The following is a 16,244-nucleotide window of genomic DNA, read 5'->3' on the forward strand; positions in this document are numbered from 1 at the left end:
TGCCCGGCCAACGGCGCCGGTTGCCGTCCTATACGCATCCTTAAGGCCTGCCGTGAACCCCGGAGGCGTGACGACATACAAGGTCAGCTCTATGCGCGGCCGGGCGTAATCCTGTGGGCCGGTGTCAGAGACTGGTGGTCGGCGCGGGGCGCAGCGTATGGGGGCGGCCGGTCCGCGCGCGGCTTTCCTGGGCTGCTCACTCGGCTCGCAGAGCGACGGAGGCGCCGGCAGTGGTGGCCACGAAGGCTTCGGGAATGGCGTCAGCGCCGGCCCGGCGGACTTGGGGGTGCTTTTAAAGGTTGCGGAAACGGTCCGAAGCCGCCGCTCCGGCCTCCGGGCTTTCGTTCTCCTGGGCGCGCGTGCGCGTGTACGCGCGGAGCAGCGGGTGCATGCGGTAGTGGCCGGGGGCCGGTGACTCCAGGAGGCTCCGGTCCGCCAGCGATTCGAGCAGTTCTGCCGCGGCGTCCTCGTCCGCACCGAGGAGAGCGGCCGCGGCGGCCAAGGAGATCTCCGGGGCGGTCGCCAGTCCCAGCAGGCGGAAGGCGCGGGCTTGCGCAGGGGGCAGCTGCCGGCAGGACCACGCGAAGACCTCTTCCAGGTTCAGGTACCCGGACCCCAGCTCGCTCAGGCCGCGTCGTTCGTCCGTCAGCCTTCGGGCCAGCACCGAGACGGGCCATGTGCGCCGGGCCGCCAGGAAGTTCGCGGCCATACGGATTGCGAGAGGAAGGAAACCGCACGCGGCCACCACCTTCATCACCGCCCCTCGATCCGTCTCCGCGCGCTCCCGGCCCACGATCCCGGAAAACAGCTGGAAGGCCTCCTGCGGGCTCAGCACCCCGAGGTCGACCGGGTACGCGTTCGGAAGGCCGGGCATGCGGACACGGCTGGTCACGATGGTGCCGCAGCCCGGTGCCGCGGGCAGGAGCGGGCGCACTTGGGCGGCGTCATGGGCGTTGTCCAGCACGATCAGCATCCGGTGCCCGTCGAGGACGGACCGGAAGAGGGCAGCCCGTTCCCCGACGCCGTCGGGGACGGTGCTGTCGGGCACACCCAGTGCGCGCAGGAAGGACCCCAGGACCGCACCGGGTTCCGTGGGGTGCGGAGCTGTACCGCCGAGGTCGGCGTACAACTGACCGCCCGGGAACTCGTGCCGGGCACCGTAGGCCGCGCGCACAGCCAGGGCGGACTTGCCGACACCACCCATGCCGGTGACGACCACGGTCCTCGTCCAGGCGTCCGCGTCGGCGGACAGCTGGGCGCCGATCCGCTGGAGCGTATCGTCATGCCCGACGAAGTCACTGATGTCCGGCGGTAGCTGGGACGGCCGTACGAGCAGGGGAACTGCGGATTCCACCGACTGAGCCGGCTCCACGTCGGCCTGGAGAATGCGCTGCTGCAACTCGGACAGCTCCGGACGAGGGTTGACGCCCAGCTCGTCCGCGAGCAGCCGGCGTGTGTCGGCGTACACGGCGAGCGCTTCGGACTGCCGGCCGCTGCGGTAGAGCGCGAGCATGAGCAGTTCCCGCAGGCGCTCCCGCAGGGGGTGGGCCGCGGTGAGGGCCGTCAGCTCCGTGACGGCCTCCGCGTGGCGGCCCAGCTCCAGCATCAGCTCGCACCGGGCCTCCACCAGTTGGAGGCGCCACTCGGCCAGGCGGGTGCGCTGCTCCTCCATGTAGGGCCCGGGCAGTGTTGCGAGGGGCTCGCCCTGCCACAGGCCCAGAGCCCGGTCGAGCAGAGTCAGAGCGCTGACGCGGTCTCCTGCTTCGCGGGCGCGCCCCGCCTCGTCGGCCCACTTCTGTGCGGCTTCGAGGTCGAACCAGCTGTCGTCGAGGCGCAGGGCATAGCCACCGGATTCGCTGACAAGCACGTCGCCGCCCAGGACCTTGCGCAGGCGGGAGGCGTAGGTGCGCAGCGCCGCCAGTGCGGCGTGCGGCGGGTCGTCACCCCAGAGCGCGTCGATCAGCTCGGGCGCGGTGGCGGTGCGCCCGGCCCGCAGGAGCAGGGCGGCCAGCACCCCCCGCTGCTGTGGTGATCCGGTGTTCACGGGCTCGCCGCCGTGCTGGACCCGGACGGGGCCGAGCACCGCGAACCGGAGCCGGGGGACCTCTCCGCGGCCGGACCGTGTGACGGGCCGGTGCTGCCGGGGGGCGGGACGGATACTCTCGCCCGCAACCTCCAAGCGGTCGCCGTGCGGCCACGGGACGTCCTCGTGCCGCTCGCGCGGCAGCCGCCCTGCCAGGATCCGGGCCTCGGCCGTGCGACCGGTCCGTTCCAGAGCCTTGATCAGCAGCCGCAGGAGCCCTTCGTCCTCGGGCCTCTCCCTCTCGACGACGTTCCGGAGCTCGGGAACGACGCGGGAGGACTCCCCCAGCAGGATCTGCGCCTCGATCTTCAGGTGCAGTGCCTCGTAGCGCTGTTCCTCCAGCAGCCGGGCCGTGTCCACCATGCGCGGGCTGCCGAGCGGCACTCCGGCGAACGGTGCCCCCCTGAACAGCTCCAGGGCCTGTGTCGCCAGGTCCACGGCCCGTCCGTGAGCCATGGCCAGGAACGCGCCGCCCGCCTCGTCCACCAGGGAATGGAACTGATCGCGGTCCGTCGCCCCGGCGTTGAGCACGTATCCCGCCGGTTTCCGTTCCAGGACCCGCTTACCCGCGCCGGGGCCGGACACCTGGTCGATCCGCTTGCGCAGCAGGTGCACGTGGTTCTGGAGTTGTGCGGGGGCGTTGGCGGACGCCCCCTCGCCCCAGATGTCCTCGATGAGCGTCTCGGGCGTCACTACCTGTCCGGGCTGCCGCAGGAGCGAGGCGAGCAGGGCACGTCGGCGGGAGGCCGCCGGGGTGACGTCCACGCCGCCGACGAGCAGTTCCAGCGGGCCGAGCACCCGGGCTTCGGCCAGCGGGCTCCCTGACTCTTTCGTCTGCGCTCGTCTCTCGCCGTCGCGCCGGACAAGCTCTCGGGCAGCGGAGCGCGACGGCTGAGGCGTCAACAGCGGCGACGGTGCTCGGAACCGGGATGGAGCCGGTGGCGGGGCCGACGGCAGTGCCCAAGCCGTGGCCCGGAGGGCGGCGGCCCTCCGCTGCTCGACGTCCGCCCGGAGTTCCTCCTTCCCCCTCCGGACAGCCCGGAAGTAGTCCGAGTCGAGGTCCGCGAGCGGCTCGCCGCGCCACAGGGCGAGTGCCTCGTCGAAGCGTTCGACCGCCCCTCCGCTGTCGCCGCGGGATGCCGCCGCCTCGCCCTCCCGAACGAGGGTTTCGAAGCGCATGACGTCGACGCCGCCCGCGTCGGCTCGCAGCGTGTAGCTGACCCGGTCCGACGGCTGCCCGGGATGGGTGATCAGGAGCGGCTCGGGTGCGAACTCGTCGAATGTCCTGCGCAGATGGTGGACGTGGCCCTGGATCGCGTTGGCGGCCGAGGCGGGAACGGCATCCGACCAGAGCATCTCCTTCAGCGCGGCCACCGTGACGGCACGCCCACGGGCGAGGAGGAGGCAGGCGAGGACCGCGCGGCGCTGGGGCGGGCCCAGAGGGACGGGGCGGCCGTCGTACTCGGCCGTGACAGGCCCCAGGAGACCGAACCGAAGAACCGGCATCCCCACCCCCGCCCCGACACCACCGTGCTTCCAGGCCGCTTTTCACGGTAGCAGTCCGTTCAGCCATCGTTAAGTGGGCGTAGAGTGAAGTTGGAGTGTGACGCTTGCCCGGCGTTTCTCGGCTGTTTATCGGCACCTGCCACTATCTCCGGTAGGCCTCGTGCGATGTGCCAGTCCGCGTTGGCTTTCGGGCAGGGACGTCCCGGGGGTGGTAGCCCGGGTGTCCCTGTCATTTCCTGCGCCTGTCGCACACTCAGGGGCATTGCCGCGTCCCGTTCGGCGCATATGCCACCGGCCTGCGTCCGCCTCTTAAAAGGCTCATTTCCCGATCAACTCTGGCCCAGGGGCTGCCATTTGGGCTACCGTCTAAACACTCGTCGCGCTGTGGCGCGCGGATCCCGGCTCTCCCTACCAAGAGCCGGCACGGGACCGCGCCTCCACTCCGCGCCGGAATGTCGGACTGGCACTGTCGCAAGGAGAGCGCTGAGATGCATCCGAATTCATCCGCATGGCTGCTGGCCGGGGTTGTCGTCGCCCTGGCCTTCTTCGTCCTGGTCGGCTACCTCGCCCGGGTCCTGCGGACCACTCGCCGCCTGCCCGTGGTGATCGCGGCCATCGGAGGGCTGATCACCGCCCTCCCGGGCGTGCTGTACGCCCTTTACTACGTGGTCAACTCGACCACCCTCTGAGCCCCGTTCACCTGCGCCGGCGGGTCCTCCACGCACGGAGGGCCCGTCGGCGCGGTGCACCCGCCCGGCCCTGCCGTCGGCACCTCAGGCCTGTTTGCGGTCCACGTATTCGAAGACCGAGCCGTCGGGGTGGCGGGCGACGACGTTGCGGCCGATCGGGGTGGGGACCGGGCCCGCGATGATCTGGGCGCCCACCGCCGCCAGGTCGTCGAGCGCGTCGTCGACGTCCGACACCGCGATCGTGGCGGTGATCTTCCGCAGGATGGACAGCTCCCTCTCCGGGCCGCTCATCAGGAAGAAGCACCCGACCGCGGCCACCGCGACGCCGCCGCGGTGGAAGCGCAGCGCCTCGGCGCCGGTCAGACGTTCGTAGACATCGATTGCGTGGTCCAGATCATCGACGCACACCCGTAGCGAGGTCCCCAGAATGTTCATGGGGACAAGGCTAGTTGGAGCCGCGGGGCGATGCGGGGTGGTTCATGCGCGGCACAGGAGTTCACCGTTGAGGACGGCGAACCACGCGTCCTCGTGCCGGCCCCACGCGCGCCAGGCGGCGGCGATCCGGTCGAGTGCGGCACGGTCCGCGTGGCCGCCGTCCAGTGCCAGCCGTGCGTACGCGGAGGCGACGGTGCGGTCCGCCCACAGGCCGCTCCACCAGGAGCGTTCCTCCTCGCTCGCGTAGCACCACGCGCTCGCCGTGGCGGTCATGCGGGTGAAGCCCGCCTGCCGGGCCCAGGACCGCAGGCGGCGGCCCGCGTCGGGCTCGCCGCCGCCCGCGCGGGCGACCCGCTGGTAGAGCTCCTGCCACTCGTCGAGGCCGGGGGCGGCCGGGTACCAGGTCATGGCGGCGTAGTCCGCGTCGCGGACGGCGACGATCCCGCCGGGCCGGCAGACCCGGCGCATCTCGCGCAGCGCGCCGACCGGGTCGCCCACGTGCTGGAGCACTTGGTGGGCGTGGACGACGTCGAAGGACGCGTCGGGGAAGTCCAGGGCCTGGATGTCGCCCACCGTGAAGGTGATGTTGGTCAGCCCGCGGTCGGCGGATACCGCACGGGCCTCGCCCAGCACCTCCTCCGCGGCGTCCACTCCGGTCACCCGGCCCTGCGGGACCAGCGCGGCCAGGTCGGCCGTGATGGTGCCGGGTCCGCAGCCCACGTCGAGGATCTCCAGGTGCGGCTCCAGGTGCGGCAGCAGATAGGCCGCGGAGTTGAGGGCCGTGCGCCACGTGTGCGAGCGCAGGACCGATTCGTGGTGGCCATGGGTGTACACGGCGGTGCCGGCGGCGGCGTCGCCGGATTCGGAAGGGGGCGTCATGACACAGCACCGTAGGCGCTCGTCTCGGATTCCGAGAGACCCGTCTTATCAGTCGGACAGGTTCCGGTACACCACCAGCGCCTCGTTCTCCTTCTTCAGCGTCAGCACCCCGGGCGCCGGGGCCACTTCCCCGTCGTACGCCAGGTGCGTGCCCTCGGCGATGCCGCTGAGCCGGAGGGTCCGCAGGCGGGCCGTCCGCAGCACCGGGGAGTGCTTCAGGTCGCCCGCCAGGGCCGCCGCGAGCAGCCGGGTGCGGGCCAGCGGGCCGCCCGAGACGGTGCGGACGTCGAGGACGCCGTCCGCCAGGTCGTGCCGGCGCACCGGGGCGAGTCCCAGGCCGCGGTACGTGCAGTTGCCGGCGAAGAGCATCCACAGGCGGCGCCGCTTGCCGTCCACGCGCAGGCGGACCGGGCGCGCCGTGCGCAGGACGTGCACCGCCGCCAGCACCCCGGCGGGCCAGGCGCCGATGCGCGGGGCCCACCGCTCGCGCACGCGGACCAGGTCCGGGTAGGCGCCGATGCTGAAGGTGTTGAGGAACCAGCCCAGTTCGGCGCCGGAGCCGTTGCGCACCCGCACCATGTCGACGGCCACCGCCTCACCGGCCTCCACGGCCCGGCACGCGTCCCCCAGGGACTCGATGCCCAGGTCGTAGGCGAAGTGGTTGTACGTGCCGCCCGGCAGGACGGCCAGCGGCAGCCCGTGGCGGCGGGCCACGGCGGCCGCGGCGTTGACGGTGCCGTCGCCGCCGGACACGCCCAGGGCGCCGCCCCGTTCCCGGGCCCGTACGGCGGCCGCCTCCAGGGTCTTCCCGAGGCCCTCTCCCCCGTCCGGGCCCTCCTGCCCGTACGCGACGACCTCCGCGCGGGGCAGCGCCGCGCGCACCCCCTGCGCCGCGTCGGGGCGCGTGACCGACCGCTGCCCGGAGCCGGTGTTCACGACCACCACCAGGCCCTCGCCGCCCGGCAGCGCCGGGGCGTCGGCCCGCGGCCGGGCCGGCGGCGCGAGCTGCGAGCGGGTGGGGGCGATGCCGCGGACGGCGAAGGCGGCGCCCGCACCCAGCACGGCCCCGGCGAGCACGTCACCCGGATAGTGGACACCGGTGTAGACGCGCGAGAAGCACACCGACGCGGCCAGCGGCGCGAGGGCCAGCCCCCACACGGGGTTCTCCAGCGCGACGCCCGTCACGAAGGCGACCGCCGACGCCGAGTGGCCGGACGGGAACGACGTCGTGACGGGCTGCCGGGACAGCCGCCGGATCGCCGGCACGGCGTCCAGGACCGGGCGCACGCGGCGCACCGACCGCTTGCCGACCGTGTTCACGGCCGCCGAGGCGACCGCCAGGGACGCGGCCCCGCGCAGAGCCGCCCGCCGCGCGGGGCGCCCTCCGGCCAGGGCCGCGCCCGCCGCCACGCCGAACCACAGCAGCCCGTGGTTCGCGCTGCGCGACAGGCGGGGCAGGACGCGGTCCCCGCCCGGCCAGTGGTGCGCCGCGACCGCGAGGAAGGCCGCCCGGTCCCAGGAGCTCACGATCTTCCGCATGGCGCACGTGTACCCGGTCGGCGGCGTCCGACGCCGAGGGCCGCCCGGAAGGACCGAGGGCCGCCCGGAAAGACGGGAAGTCCCCGCCCCGGCGGGGCGGGGAGTAGCCGCCCGGCCGCCCCGCGCCGACAATGGCCGCATGACCGATGCGACGCTGCTCACCCGGCACAAGGAAGCACTCGGACTGTTCACCGAGCGCGTGCACGCCATCCGCCCCGGCCAGTGGGACGAGCCGACGCCCTGCACCGAGTGGTCCGTGCGCGACCTCGTCAACCACCTGGCCGTCGAGCAGCTGTGGGTGCCGCCGCTGCTGGACGGCAAGTCCATCGACGACGTCGGCGACTCCTTCGACGGCGACCAGCTGGGCGACGACCCCGTGGCCGTGTGGGACGCGGCGGAGGCCGCCGCCCGCAAGGCGTTCGGGGCGGACGGGGCCCTCGGCCGCACGGTGGAGCTGTCCTCAGGGCCGTCGTCCGCCCGCGCGTACTGCTCGCAGATGGTGGCGGACGCCGTCGTGCACGCGTGGGACCTGGCCCGCGCGATCGGCGCGGACGAGCACCTGCCCAAGCCGCTGGTGGAGCTGACCCGGCGCGAGGTGGAGCCCTACGTCGACAGCCTCGCGGGCACGGGCCTGTTCGCCGAGCCGGTCGAGCCGCCCGCCGGCGCCGACGCCCAGACCCGGCTGCTCGCCCAGCTGGGCCGCCGCGTCTGACGGCGGGGCGAGGGCCCCGCGGCGAACCGCACGCCGGCACCCGCCCGGTCGGGTAATCCGTACGGCCGTGGGCATGATGCCCGCATGGCCTCCCCACTCACTCTGATGACGCCCCGCCTGACGCTGCGCCGCTGGCGCGCGGACGACCTCGACCCGATGGCCGCCGTCAACGCCGACCCGGAGGTGATGCGCTGGATCGGGGACGGCTCGGTGCAGGACCGGGAGCGGACCTCGGCGGCGATCGCGTCCTGGGAGCGGGAGTGGGACGAGCGCGGGGTGGGCCTGTTCGCCGCCGAGGTCCGCCAGTCGCGCCGGCTGGCCGGTTTCGCGGGCCTGTCCGTGCCCTCCTATCTGCCCGAGATCCTCCCGGCCGTGGAGCTCCGCTGGCGGCTCGGCCGGCCCTTCTGGGGGCGCGGCCTCGCCACCGAGGCCGCCCGCGCCGTCCTGGACTTCGCGTTCCGCGACCGCGGGCTGGCCCGGGTCGTCAGCGTGCACAACGCCGGCAACGACGCCTCGGCGGCGGTCCTGCGCAAGCTGGGGATGCGGCGCGAGCGGGAGACGACCCACCCGGAGTACGGGGTCCCGGTCTGCGTCCACGTCCTCGACGCCCGCCCGTAAGACACGCAGCCGTAAGACGCTCGCCCGCGAGACGTGCGCCCATAAGACGTACGCCCGCGAGCCGGACCCCCCGTGAGCCGGTACCGCCCGTGAGCCGGTGCGGGGCCTACCCGGGCAGCACGCGCGAGCCCCCCACCGGCAGGTCCCACAGGTCCTCGCGCGGCCGGCCCGTCGCCTCCCAGGCCGCGCGGACGCGGTGCAGCGGCTCCAGCGGGGGCTCGGCCGACAGGATGAAGGTCGACCAGTGCATGGGGGCCATGACCCGGGCGCCCAGGTCCTGGCACGCGGCGACGGCCTCCTCCGGGTCGGTGTGGACCGTGCCCAGCATCCAGCGCGGGTCGTACGCGCCGATGGGCAGCAGGGCGAGGTCGATGCCGCCGAAGCGCCGGCCGATGCGCTCGAACCAGTGCCCGTAGCCGGTGTCGCCCGCGAAGTAGACGCGCTGCCCGCCCGGCGCGGTGAGCACCCAGCCGCCCCACAGCGACCGGCAGGTGTCGGTGAGGGTGCGCTTGCTCCAGTGGTGGGCGGGGACGAAGTCGCAGCGGACGGGTCCGGCCGGGCCGGGCAGCTCGACCGCCTCCCACCAGTCGAGCTCGGTGACGCGCGTGAAGCGGCGCCGGCGCGCCCAGCGGGCCAGGCCGGCCGGCAGGAGCAGCGGGGTGTCGCGGGGCAGCCGCTTGAGGGTGGGCGCGTCGAGGTGGTCGTAGTGGTTGTGGCTGATGAGGACCGCGTCGACCGGCGGCAGGTCCTCCCAGCGCACGCCGACCGGGGTGAGCCGGGCCGGTGTGCCGAGGATTCTGCGCGACCAGACGGGGTCGGTGAGGACCGTGAGACCGCCGATGCGCAGGATCCAGCTGGCGTGCCCCGCCCAGGTGACCGCGGTCGTGCGGGCGTCGACGTCCGGCAGCGGGCCGGGCGCGACCGGCAGGGCGGCGGCGTCGCGCAGCGCCTCGGCCCGCGGGCGCAGCCGGCCTTCGCGGGCCAGCCGGGCGAGGGCGCGCACGCCGGGCAGGGGCGCGGTGAGGCGGTCGGCGAACGACCGGGGCCAGAGGCGGTTCTCGCCGAGCGGGCGCGGCGCGGCGAGGGGGCGCGGCGCGGCGAGGGGACGCGGCCCGGCGACGGGACGCTCGGTCTGTTCGGTCATCGAGGGGGCTCCAATCGCTGCATCGCGCGGTACGGGGCGGTACCGGCGGACGGCGGCGGCGGACGACTCAGGACAGGGACGGCGCATGGCGGGGACGACGACGCGTGACAGATCGACGGTAGGTCAGCCGCCCGCGAGCCGGCCGAAGGCCGATCCGAAACCGGTCAGTGCGTCGCCGACGCCCGGGGCGGCCAGCGGGTCCGGGGAGTCCAGGGCGCGTTGCCGCTCCTCGTCGGTGGCGCCGAGGAGCGGCGGCGTGGAGATCCGGACCCGCAGGGCGTCGGGGGCGTCGCCGAAGCGGTGGCCGCCCGGCACGGGGCGGCCGAGGGCGGCGCTGAGGTGTGCCTCCAGTTCCACGGAGTCGGTGATGGCGCGGGCGGCGAGCTCGGCGCGGAGCTCGCCGAGGTCGGCGTAGAGGTAGGGGCCGGCCTGCGGGGGCCTGCTCAGCACGCCGGCCGCGGTGAGCCGCTCGTGGGCGGCGCGGGCGAGCGCCCCGTAGAGCCGCACCGCGGCGGCGGCGCGGGCACGGACGGGCTCCGGCTCGTCCAGGGCGTACGCGGCGGCCGCGGCGACCGGCGGGGCCGGCTCGGCCCGTACGGCGGCGAGCGCGGTGGTGACGCGGGCGCGCAGGACGGGGCCGCGGCCCCCCGCGGGGAAGCGGGCCACGGCGGCGGGCCAGGCGGTGGGGAAGAGGCCGCCGGCCAGGTCGGTGAGGACGACGACGTGGTCGGGCCACATCTCGGCCGGGCCGAGGAAGACCGTGCCGCCGGGGTCGTGGCGCATGTCGCGCCAGGTCTCGTCGCTGACGATCGTCAGCTCTTCTTCGACGGCCGCCTCGCACACCTCGTGCAGCAGCTCCGGCGGGGTGACCGAGCCCGTGGGGTCGTCGGCGGGCGACAGGACGAGGACGCGCGGCCTGCCGCCCTCGGCGCGGATCCGGCGCACGGTCTCCAGCAGGGCGAAGGGGTCGGGCACGCCTCCGCACTCGGCGGGCACCGGCACGTGGTAGGTGGGGCGCCCGGCGATCCGGGCGAGCGGCGGGTACCAGGCGGCGCAGGGGCGGGTGAGGAGGACGTCGCCGCCGGCGCCCGCGAGGACCGCGAGCAGCAGGGGCTGCGCGCCGGGGGCGGCGAGGACGTGCTCGGGGGCGGTGGGCAGGCCGCGCCGGGCCCAGTAGCCGCAGGCGGCGGCGCGCAGGGCGGGGCCGCCGCCGACCGGTTCGGGCGCGCTGTCCCGGGCGGCCCGGGCGAGGCGCTCGGCGAGCTCCGGCAGGACGGGCAGCCCGCGCTCGGGCACGGTTCCGGCCGGGAGCGCGGGAAAGCTGGGCTGCATCCGTCCGTACCTCCGAGCGCCGCGCCGTCCGCACCGGGCGGCAGCACCTGTGCGGCCCCGGGGCCGCCCGCTGCCGCCCCCGTCCACCTTGGCAGATCACGGGGTGCGGAGCGGGGCGACACGGGCGGTCGGGTGAGGGTGACCGGTGACGGGACGACGCCGGGCGGAACCCCGGACGGCGCCCGGATGACCATTGGCGGACGAATCACTGCCGGGGGGCCTGATCGCAGCCGGTTTTGCGGCCGCCGGGCGGGGGAGGCGGGACAAAAACAAAGGATTTTGCGGACTGCTCAGCTCCGGTCACCATGTCGTGTCGCACATCCTGGCGAACCTGCCCGCTGGACCGAGAGGCACACCCCCTCATGCACGACACCGACGGCACGCACACCCGCCGTTTCGGCCTCCCGACCGCCACTGCCCTGGTCATGGGCAACATCATCGGCGGCGGCATCTTCCTGCTGCCCGCGTCCGTCGCCCCCTTCGGCACGGTCAGCCTGCTGGCGTTCGGCGTCCTCACCGTCGGCGCCATCGCCCTGGCGCTGGTCTTCGGGCGCCTGGCGAAGCGCCATCCGCGGACCGGCGGCCCGTACGTCTACGCCCGCGAGGCCTTCGGCGACTTCGCCGGCTTCCTGTCCGCCTGGTCCTTCTGGACCATGACGTGGGTGAGCAACGCGGCCCTCGCGGTGGCCGGCGTCGGCTACCTGCACGTCATCACCGGCAAGGGCTCCATGGCGGGGGACCTGGCCATGGCGCTGGCCATGCTGTGGCTGCCGGCGCTCGCGAACCTGGCCGGTACGCGCTGGGTGGGCGCCGTCCAGATGATCTCCACGGTGATGAAGTTCGTGCCGCTGCTGTTCGTCGCGGTGGTCGGCCTGTTCTTCTTCGACCCGGACAACCTCGGCTCGTTCACGACGGCCGACGGCAACTGGACCGGCGGGCTGACGGCGTCGGCCGCGATCCTGCTCTACTCGTACGTGGGCGTGGAGTCCGCCGCGATGAGCGCGGGCGAGGTGCGCGACCCGGAGCGCAACGTGGGGCGCGCGAGCGTCCTGGGCACCGTGGGTGCGGCGCTGGTCTACCTGCTCGGCACGGTCTCGGTCTTCGGCACCGTCCAGCACGACAAGCTGGTCGCGTCGACGGCCCCGTTCTCCGACGCGGTCGACGTGATGTTCGGCGGTCACTGGGGCGGCATGCTGATCGCCGCCTGCGCCGTGATCTCCATCGTGGGCGCCCTCAACGGCTGGACGCTGATGAGCGCCCAGGCCCCGTACGCCGCCGCGAAGGACGGGCTGTTCCCGGCCGCGTTCGGGAAGAAGAAGCGCGGGGTGCCGACGTTCGGCGTGCTCGCCGCCGCGGTCCTCGCCACGGGCCTGACCGTCGTCAACTACACCTCGGGCGTGGGCGGGGTCTTCGAGATCCTCGTCCTCATCACGACGTTCTCCGCGACGGTCCCCTACCTGCTGGCCGCCGCCGCGCAGGTGTACTTCCTGCTGACGGGGCAGCGCGACAAGGTCCGCACGGGCCGCTTCGCCCGGGACATGGTGCTCGCGCTGGGCGCCTTCGCCTTCTCCTTCTGGCTGGTGGCGGGCGCCGGATACGCGGCCGTCTACCAGGGCGTGCTGTTCCTCTTCGCGGGCATCCTCGTGTACGTGTGGCTGACGGCCCGCCGCCCCGCGGCGGAGCAGGCCGAGCCGGTTCGGGAAGCGCCGGAAAAGGCGGAAAAGGCGGCCGTCACGCCGTGACGCCGCCGTCGAGGACGAGGTCGGCGCCGACGGTGTAGCCGGCCTCGTCCGAGGCGAGGTGCAGCACGGCGGCCGCGATCTCGTCGGGGGTGCCCGCCCGGCCGGCGGGCACCTCGCGGCGCATCCGCTCGGCCTTGTCCAGCGAGGACTCGCCGGGGCGGGAGGACATCGGGGTCTCGACGGGCCCGGGGCTGACGGCGTTGATCCGCACGCCCTCCCCGATGTGGTCCAGGGCGGCGTTGCGGGTCAGGGCGGAGACGGCCGCCTTCGTGGCCGTGTACGCGCCGAACCCGGGCTTCCTGCGGTGCGCGCCGACGTTGGACGCGATGTTCACGATGGCGCCGCCGCCGTGGGCGCGCATGTGCCCGATCTCGTGCTTCATGGACAGCCAGACGCCCTTGAGGTTGGTCTCGACGATCCGGTCCCAGTCCTCCTCGGGCACGTCCGCGACCTTGGCCGGGGGCACGGCCAGGCCCACGTTGTTGACGGCGACGTCGAGGCCGCCGAAACGGGCCACGGTCTGCTCCACGAGGGCCCGTACGTCCTCGGAGCGGGTCACGTCCGCGGTGAGGGCGACGGCCTCGCCGCCCTCCGCCTCCACGTAGGCGACCGTCTCCTTCAGAGGCTCCTCCCTGCGGCCCGCGACGACGACGCGCGCGCCCTCCCGGGCGAAGGCGAGGGCGACGGCCTGGCCGATTCCCGTGCCGCCGCCGGTGACGAGGACGGTCTTGCCGGTGAAGCGTGCGGTCATGTCGGCACTCCTGTGCAGTAGCGGTGGGTGAGGGGGTGGCGGTTCAGTCCAGCAGGGCGAGGGCCTGCTGCGCGGCGTCCCGCAGCCGGGCCGGCCCGGGCGCGGCCTTGCCGACGACCCGCATGCCCTGCATGAGGACGAGCAGCATCCGCGCGAGCGCCACGGGGTCCCGGCCGGCGGGCAGTTCGCCCTGGTCCGCCGCCCGGGTCAGCGCCGAGGCGAGCGCCCGCTCCAGGGCGAGCCAGCTGTCCTCGACGCTGCGGGCCGCGGCGGGGTCGTGCGGCGCCAGCTCGACGGCGGTGTTGGTGACGAAGCAGCCGCGCCGCAGGTCGTCCCCGGCAGCCTCCTCCGCGAAGCGAGCCACCAGCTCCCGCACGGCCGGCAGGGCCGGGCCGGGGCGCGACAGCTCCTCGGCGATGCCCGGGCCGCGCTGCTCGCCGTAGCGCTCCAGCGCCTTGAGGTAGAGCTCGTGCTTGCTGCCGAACGTCGCGTAGAGGCTCGCCCGGGCGATGCCCAGCCGGCCGACGAGGTCGGCCATCGACGTCGCCTCGTAGCCGCGCTGCCAGAACAGCTCAAGGGCGGACTGGAGCGCGGCGTCCGGATCGAATTCCTTGGTCCTGGCCACGGGTTGACGGTAGACCTTTCGAGAACGATCGGTCAAGAATGACTCGTCGTCACCACCGCCCCGGGCGCCGCCTCACGGCGCCCGGGGCTGAACCGGGGCGGAACCGGGGCCGAACCAGGGCCGAACCAGGGAAAGGACGGGTACGACCCGCTACGAAGTCGGCCGCATCCGGAAGTCGTACTGCCTGGGCAGCCGCTTCGCCCGCGCCCGCGCGCGGATCTCCGCCGTGACCGGGCCCTCCCCCGCCAGCAGCCGTTCCTCGGTCGCGTACCAGGTCTCGCCGAGGGACTCGTCGCCCTCGCGCAGGTCCTCCACCTCGAAGCCCCGGTCGAAGATCTCCCGCGCGGCCGCGGCGTCACCCCGGGCGAGCAGGACCCGCGCCCGGAGCAGCTTGAAGCGGCCGCGCTCCCGGACGCCGGGGCGCAGGCCGTCCAGTACGGCCGCGGCGTCGTCGGCACGGCCCACGGCCAGCAGGGCCTCCACCGCCTCCTCGCCGAGCCCGGTCATGGCGGCGGTCCACGAGGCGCCCTCGCGCCGCTCGTCGCGGGCGCCCTCGAAGGCCTCCAGATAGCGGTCGGCGGCGCGCTCGGCGTGGCCGTCCTCGGCGTCGGCGAAGGCGAGGCAGCGCTTGACGAACCACAGGTCGTCCGCCCCCTCCCAGGCGCGGACCGCCTGCGAGCGGTCGCCCGCGTGCCAGCGGGCGACCCCGAGGTGGTAGGCGCCGTAGAGGTCGTCCTCGCCGGTCGTCTCCAGCAGCTCGCGCCACTGCGGCGACACCAGCGAGGGCGGGGGCGGCAGCACCCGCTGCGGCCACGGGTGCGAGCCCGTCCGCAGGAACGCGAGCCAGGGCTCCTGCTCCTCCCCCAGCGTCTCCGGGGCGAAGGGCGTGCCCGGCAGGTCGTAGTGCCCGCGCTCGGCTTCGAGCGCGCCCCAGCCGGAGCCCGTGTGCAGGCTCTCCTTCGGCTCGGCGTCGGCGTACGGGCGCCACGCCTCGTACGCCGCGTCCACCTCGGCCCGGGGCAGGGCCGCTTCGAGCCGGGCCGCCGCCTCGCCGCGGGCGGCCGCCCAGTCGGCGCCGTGCACGGCGGCGGGGTCCGCGGACAGCGGGCCGTACGCCTCCAGCCAGGCGAACTCGCCGCCGGGCTCCAGCGGCACGTGCTCCAGCTGGGTGCGGGCGAGCCCGGCCTGGATCTCGGCGTAGCCGCCGGTGCCGGGCTGCGTGAGCCACTCCTGCCAGCGTCGGCCGCCGCGGCCCGAGCCCCAGACGAAGAGCTTGCGGCCGCGCAGCAGGTCGGTCGAGGTCTGCACGAGACCGCGGCCGTCCGCGCCGAGGGAGGCGATCCAGCGGCGCTCCCCGCCGGGCACGTCGTAGAAGAAGTCGGCGGCGTGCGTGCTGTTCAGCGGGTACGTGCGGTCCGTGCCCTCCCACTCGGGCACCGGGACCCGGCGCAGGCTGCGCTCGTAGCCGAACCGCCAGGCCGACTCGGCGGGGGCGAGGACGCGCGAGCCCTCCTCCTCGGGGACGGCGGTGTTCGACCACCAGTAGACGGGCGCGGGCCGGTGGTGGGGGTTGCGGATGCGCACGCCCGCGTAGAGGAAGTCCGAGCCGTCGGGCAGCCACAGGTCGACCTGGAACGGCAGGTCGCGCAGCCGCTCCCACTCCCACAGGCGCAGCATCTCCCCGCCGCCGGGCGCGGGCACGCGGGCGGCGTGCAGCGGGGCCACGGAGAGCGGGGTGTGGCCGGTGGCGCCGATGTTCCACTCGATGCCGCCGGAGAACCAGGCGCCGTTGAGCGCGAAGTGGGCGGGCTGCAGGACGGGGTTGGCGTAGAGCAGCTGCCGGCCCGTCGGCTTGTGTTCGAGGGAGTGGACGCGGCCGCCGAGGCCGGGCAGGACCGTGGCGCGCAGCCGGTCGTTCTCGACGACGACCGCGTCGACGTCGGTGAGGACGCGCTTGCGGGTGTAGTGGTCGCGGCGGCGCACGGGCAGCACGGAGCGCAGCGGCTCGTAGCCCGTCTGGCGGACCATGTCGGCGGGCAGGCCCTTGCGCTGTGCCGCGTCGAGCCGGTGGACGTCGCGGGCCGTGCGGAGGGACGGCAGCGGGTTCTCCGCGCCGAGCGGGGCGGCGGGCAGGGACAGTACGGCTCGTCGGATGGTCGTGGGCACGGCAGCCTTTCTCAAGCCAAGAA

Annotated in this window: 13 protein-coding genes; 4 read left to right on the top strand and 9 right to left on the bottom strand. The window is 74.6% G+C overall.

Annotated features, from left to right (window positions below; translation table 11 throughout):
* Positions 1-292: 292 nt before the first annotated feature.
* Positions 293-3,589: a BTAD domain-containing putative transcriptional regulator gene (locus tag ACOTKD_RS19725; RefSeq protein ID WP_424890284.1), complete on the bottom strand. Its 3,297-nt coding sequence runs from the start codon at positions 3,587-3,589 to the stop codon at positions 293-295.
* A gap of 488 nt (positions 3,590-4,077) precedes the next feature.
* On the opposite strand from ACOTKD_RS19725, the gene ACOTKD_RS19730 reads away from it, so the two are divergent.
* The gene (locus ACOTKD_RS19730) at positions 4,078-4,278 is read left to right on the top strand and encodes a hypothetical protein (RefSeq protein WP_424890285.1); all 201 of its coding nucleotides are present in this window, start codon (positions 4,078-4,080) and stop codon (positions 4,276-4,278) included.
* 84 nt (positions 4,279-4,362) lie between these two features.
* On the opposite strand, the gene ACOTKD_RS19735 is transcribed toward ACOTKD_RS19730, so the two are convergent.
* From ACOTKD_RS19735 to ACOTKD_RS19745, 3 genes are read right to left on the bottom strand one after another with little or no spacing between them, the layout of a single operon-like run.
* Positions 4,363-4,713, bottom strand: a complete 351-nt coding sequence (locus ACOTKD_RS19735) for a VOC family protein (protein WP_424890286.1) — start codon at positions 4,711-4,713, stop codon at positions 4,363-4,365.
* A 42-nt stretch (positions 4,714-4,755) separates the two neighbouring features.
* Positions 4,756-5,592 (bottom strand): class I SAM-dependent methyltransferase, encoded by an 837-nt coding sequence (locus tag ACOTKD_RS19740; protein ID WP_424890287.1) that lies wholly within the window; start codon positions 5,590-5,592, stop codon positions 4,756-4,758.
* Positions 5,593-5,640: 48 nt separating this feature from the next.
* Positions 5,641-7,131 (bottom strand): bifunctional phosphatase PAP2/diacylglycerol kinase family protein, encoded by a 1,491-nt coding sequence (locus ACOTKD_RS19745; RefSeq protein WP_424890288.1) that lies wholly within the window; start codon positions 7,129-7,131, stop codon positions 5,641-5,643.
* A gap of 139 nt (positions 7,132-7,270) precedes the next feature.
* Between ACOTKD_RS19745 and ACOTKD_RS19750 the strand changes: the two genes are divergently transcribed.
* Together ACOTKD_RS19750 and ACOTKD_RS19755 are read left to right on the top strand one after the other, a co-directional pair.
* A complete protein-coding gene (locus tag ACOTKD_RS19750) occupies positions 7,271-7,843 on the top strand; it encodes a TIGR03086 family metal-binding protein (protein ID WP_424890289.1) in 573 nt (190 codons plus the stop codon).
* Positions 7,844-7,927: 84 nt separating this feature from the next.
* Positions 7,928-8,461, top strand: a complete 534-nt coding sequence (locus ACOTKD_RS19755) for a GNAT family N-acetyltransferase (protein WP_424890290.1) — start codon at positions 7,928-7,930, stop codon at positions 8,459-8,461.
* 106 nt (positions 8,462-8,567) lie between these two features.
* Here ACOTKD_RS19755 and ACOTKD_RS19760 read toward each other — a convergent pair whose 3' ends face one another.
* Entirely contained in the window at positions 8,568-9,605 is a 1,038-nt protein-coding gene (locus ACOTKD_RS19760) for an MBL fold metallo-hydrolase (RefSeq protein ID WP_424890291.1), read from the bottom strand.
* 123 nt (positions 9,606-9,728) lie between these two features.
* Positions 9,729-10,937, bottom strand: a complete 1,209-nt coding sequence (locus ACOTKD_RS19765) for an aminotransferase class I/II-fold pyridoxal phosphate-dependent enzyme (protein ID WP_424890292.1) — start codon at positions 10,935-10,937, stop codon at positions 9,729-9,731.
* Positions 10,938-11,299: 362 nt separating this feature from the next.
* Between ACOTKD_RS19765 and ACOTKD_RS19770 the strand changes: the two genes are divergently transcribed.
* Positions 11,300-12,679, top strand: a complete 1,380-nt coding sequence (locus tag ACOTKD_RS19770; protein WP_424890293.1) for an amino acid permease — start codon at positions 11,300-11,302, stop codon at positions 12,677-12,679.
* Here ACOTKD_RS19770 and ACOTKD_RS19775 read toward each other — a convergent pair.
* From ACOTKD_RS19775 to ACOTKD_RS19785, 3 genes are all read right to left on the bottom strand, one after another.
* Positions 12,669-13,430 carry an SDR family NAD(P)-dependent oxidoreductase gene (locus ACOTKD_RS19775; RefSeq protein ID WP_424890294.1) on the bottom strand — a complete coding sequence of 254 codons (762 nt, stop codon included), beginning with the start codon at positions 13,428-13,430 and terminating at the stop codon, positions 12,669-12,671. The two genes, ACOTKD_RS19770 and ACOTKD_RS19775, sit on opposite strands and share 11 nt — an antisense overlap.
* A gap of 43 nt (positions 13,431-13,473) precedes the next feature.
* Positions 13,474-14,055 (bottom strand): TetR/AcrR family transcriptional regulator, encoded by a 582-nt coding sequence (locus ACOTKD_RS19780; protein WP_424890295.1) that lies wholly within the window; start codon positions 14,053-14,055, stop codon positions 13,474-13,476.
* Between the two features lie 150 nt (positions 14,056-14,205).
* On the bottom strand, positions 14,206-16,221 hold the full coding sequence (locus ACOTKD_RS19785; protein WP_424890296.1) for a DUF5107 domain-containing protein: 2,016 nt from the start codon (positions 16,219-16,221) through the stop codon (positions 14,206-14,208).
* Positions 16,222-16,244 lie beyond the last annotated feature (23 nt).

The sequence above is a fragment of the Streptomyces sp. XH2 genome (assembly GCF_049725035.1).
Classification (GTDB): domain Bacteria; phylum Actinomycetota; class Actinomycetes; order Streptomycetales; family Streptomycetaceae; genus Streptomyces; species Streptomyces roseoverticillatus.

Excerpts from the sequence above, each read along its gene's own strand:
- ACOTKD_RS19725 (WP_424890284.1), bottom strand. The coding sequence starts at position 3,589 with ATGCCGGTTCTTCGGTTCGGTCTCCTGGGGCCTGTCACGGCCGAGTAC.
- ACOTKD_RS19730 (WP_424890285.1), top strand. The coding sequence starts at position 4,078 with ATGCATCCGAATTCATCCGCATGGCTGCTGGCCGGGGTTGTCGTCGCC.
- ACOTKD_RS19735 (WP_424890286.1), bottom strand. The coding sequence starts at position 4,713 with ATGAACATTCTGGGGACCTCGCTACGGGTGTGCGTCGATGATCTGGAC.
- ACOTKD_RS19740 (WP_424890287.1), bottom strand. The coding sequence starts at position 5,592 with ATGACGCCCCCTTCCGAATCCGGCGACGCCGCCGCCGGCACCGCCGTG.
- ACOTKD_RS19745 (WP_424890288.1), bottom strand. The coding sequence starts at position 7,131 with ATGCGGAAGATCGTGAGCTCCTGGGACCGGGCGGCCTTCCTCGCGGTC.
- ACOTKD_RS19750 (WP_424890289.1), top strand. The coding sequence starts at position 7,271 with ATGACCGATGCGACGCTGCTCACCCGGCACAAGGAAGCACTCGGACTG.
- ACOTKD_RS19755 (WP_424890290.1), top strand. The coding sequence starts at position 7,928 with ATGGCCTCCCCACTCACTCTGATGACGCCCCGCCTGACGCTGCGCCGC.
- ACOTKD_RS19760 (WP_424890291.1), bottom strand. The coding sequence starts at position 9,605 with ATGACCGAACAGACCGAGCGTCCCGTCGCCGGGCCGCGTCCCCTCGCC.
- ACOTKD_RS19765 (WP_424890292.1), bottom strand. The coding sequence starts at position 10,937 with ATGCAGCCCAGCTTTCCCGCGCTCCCGGCCGGAACCGTGCCCGAGCGC.
- ACOTKD_RS19770 (WP_424890293.1), top strand. The coding sequence starts at position 11,300 with ATGCACGACACCGACGGCACGCACACCCGCCGTTTCGGCCTCCCGACC.
- ACOTKD_RS19775 (WP_424890294.1), bottom strand. The coding sequence starts at position 13,430 with ATGACCGCACGCTTCACCGGCAAGACCGTCCTCGTCACCGGCGGCGGC.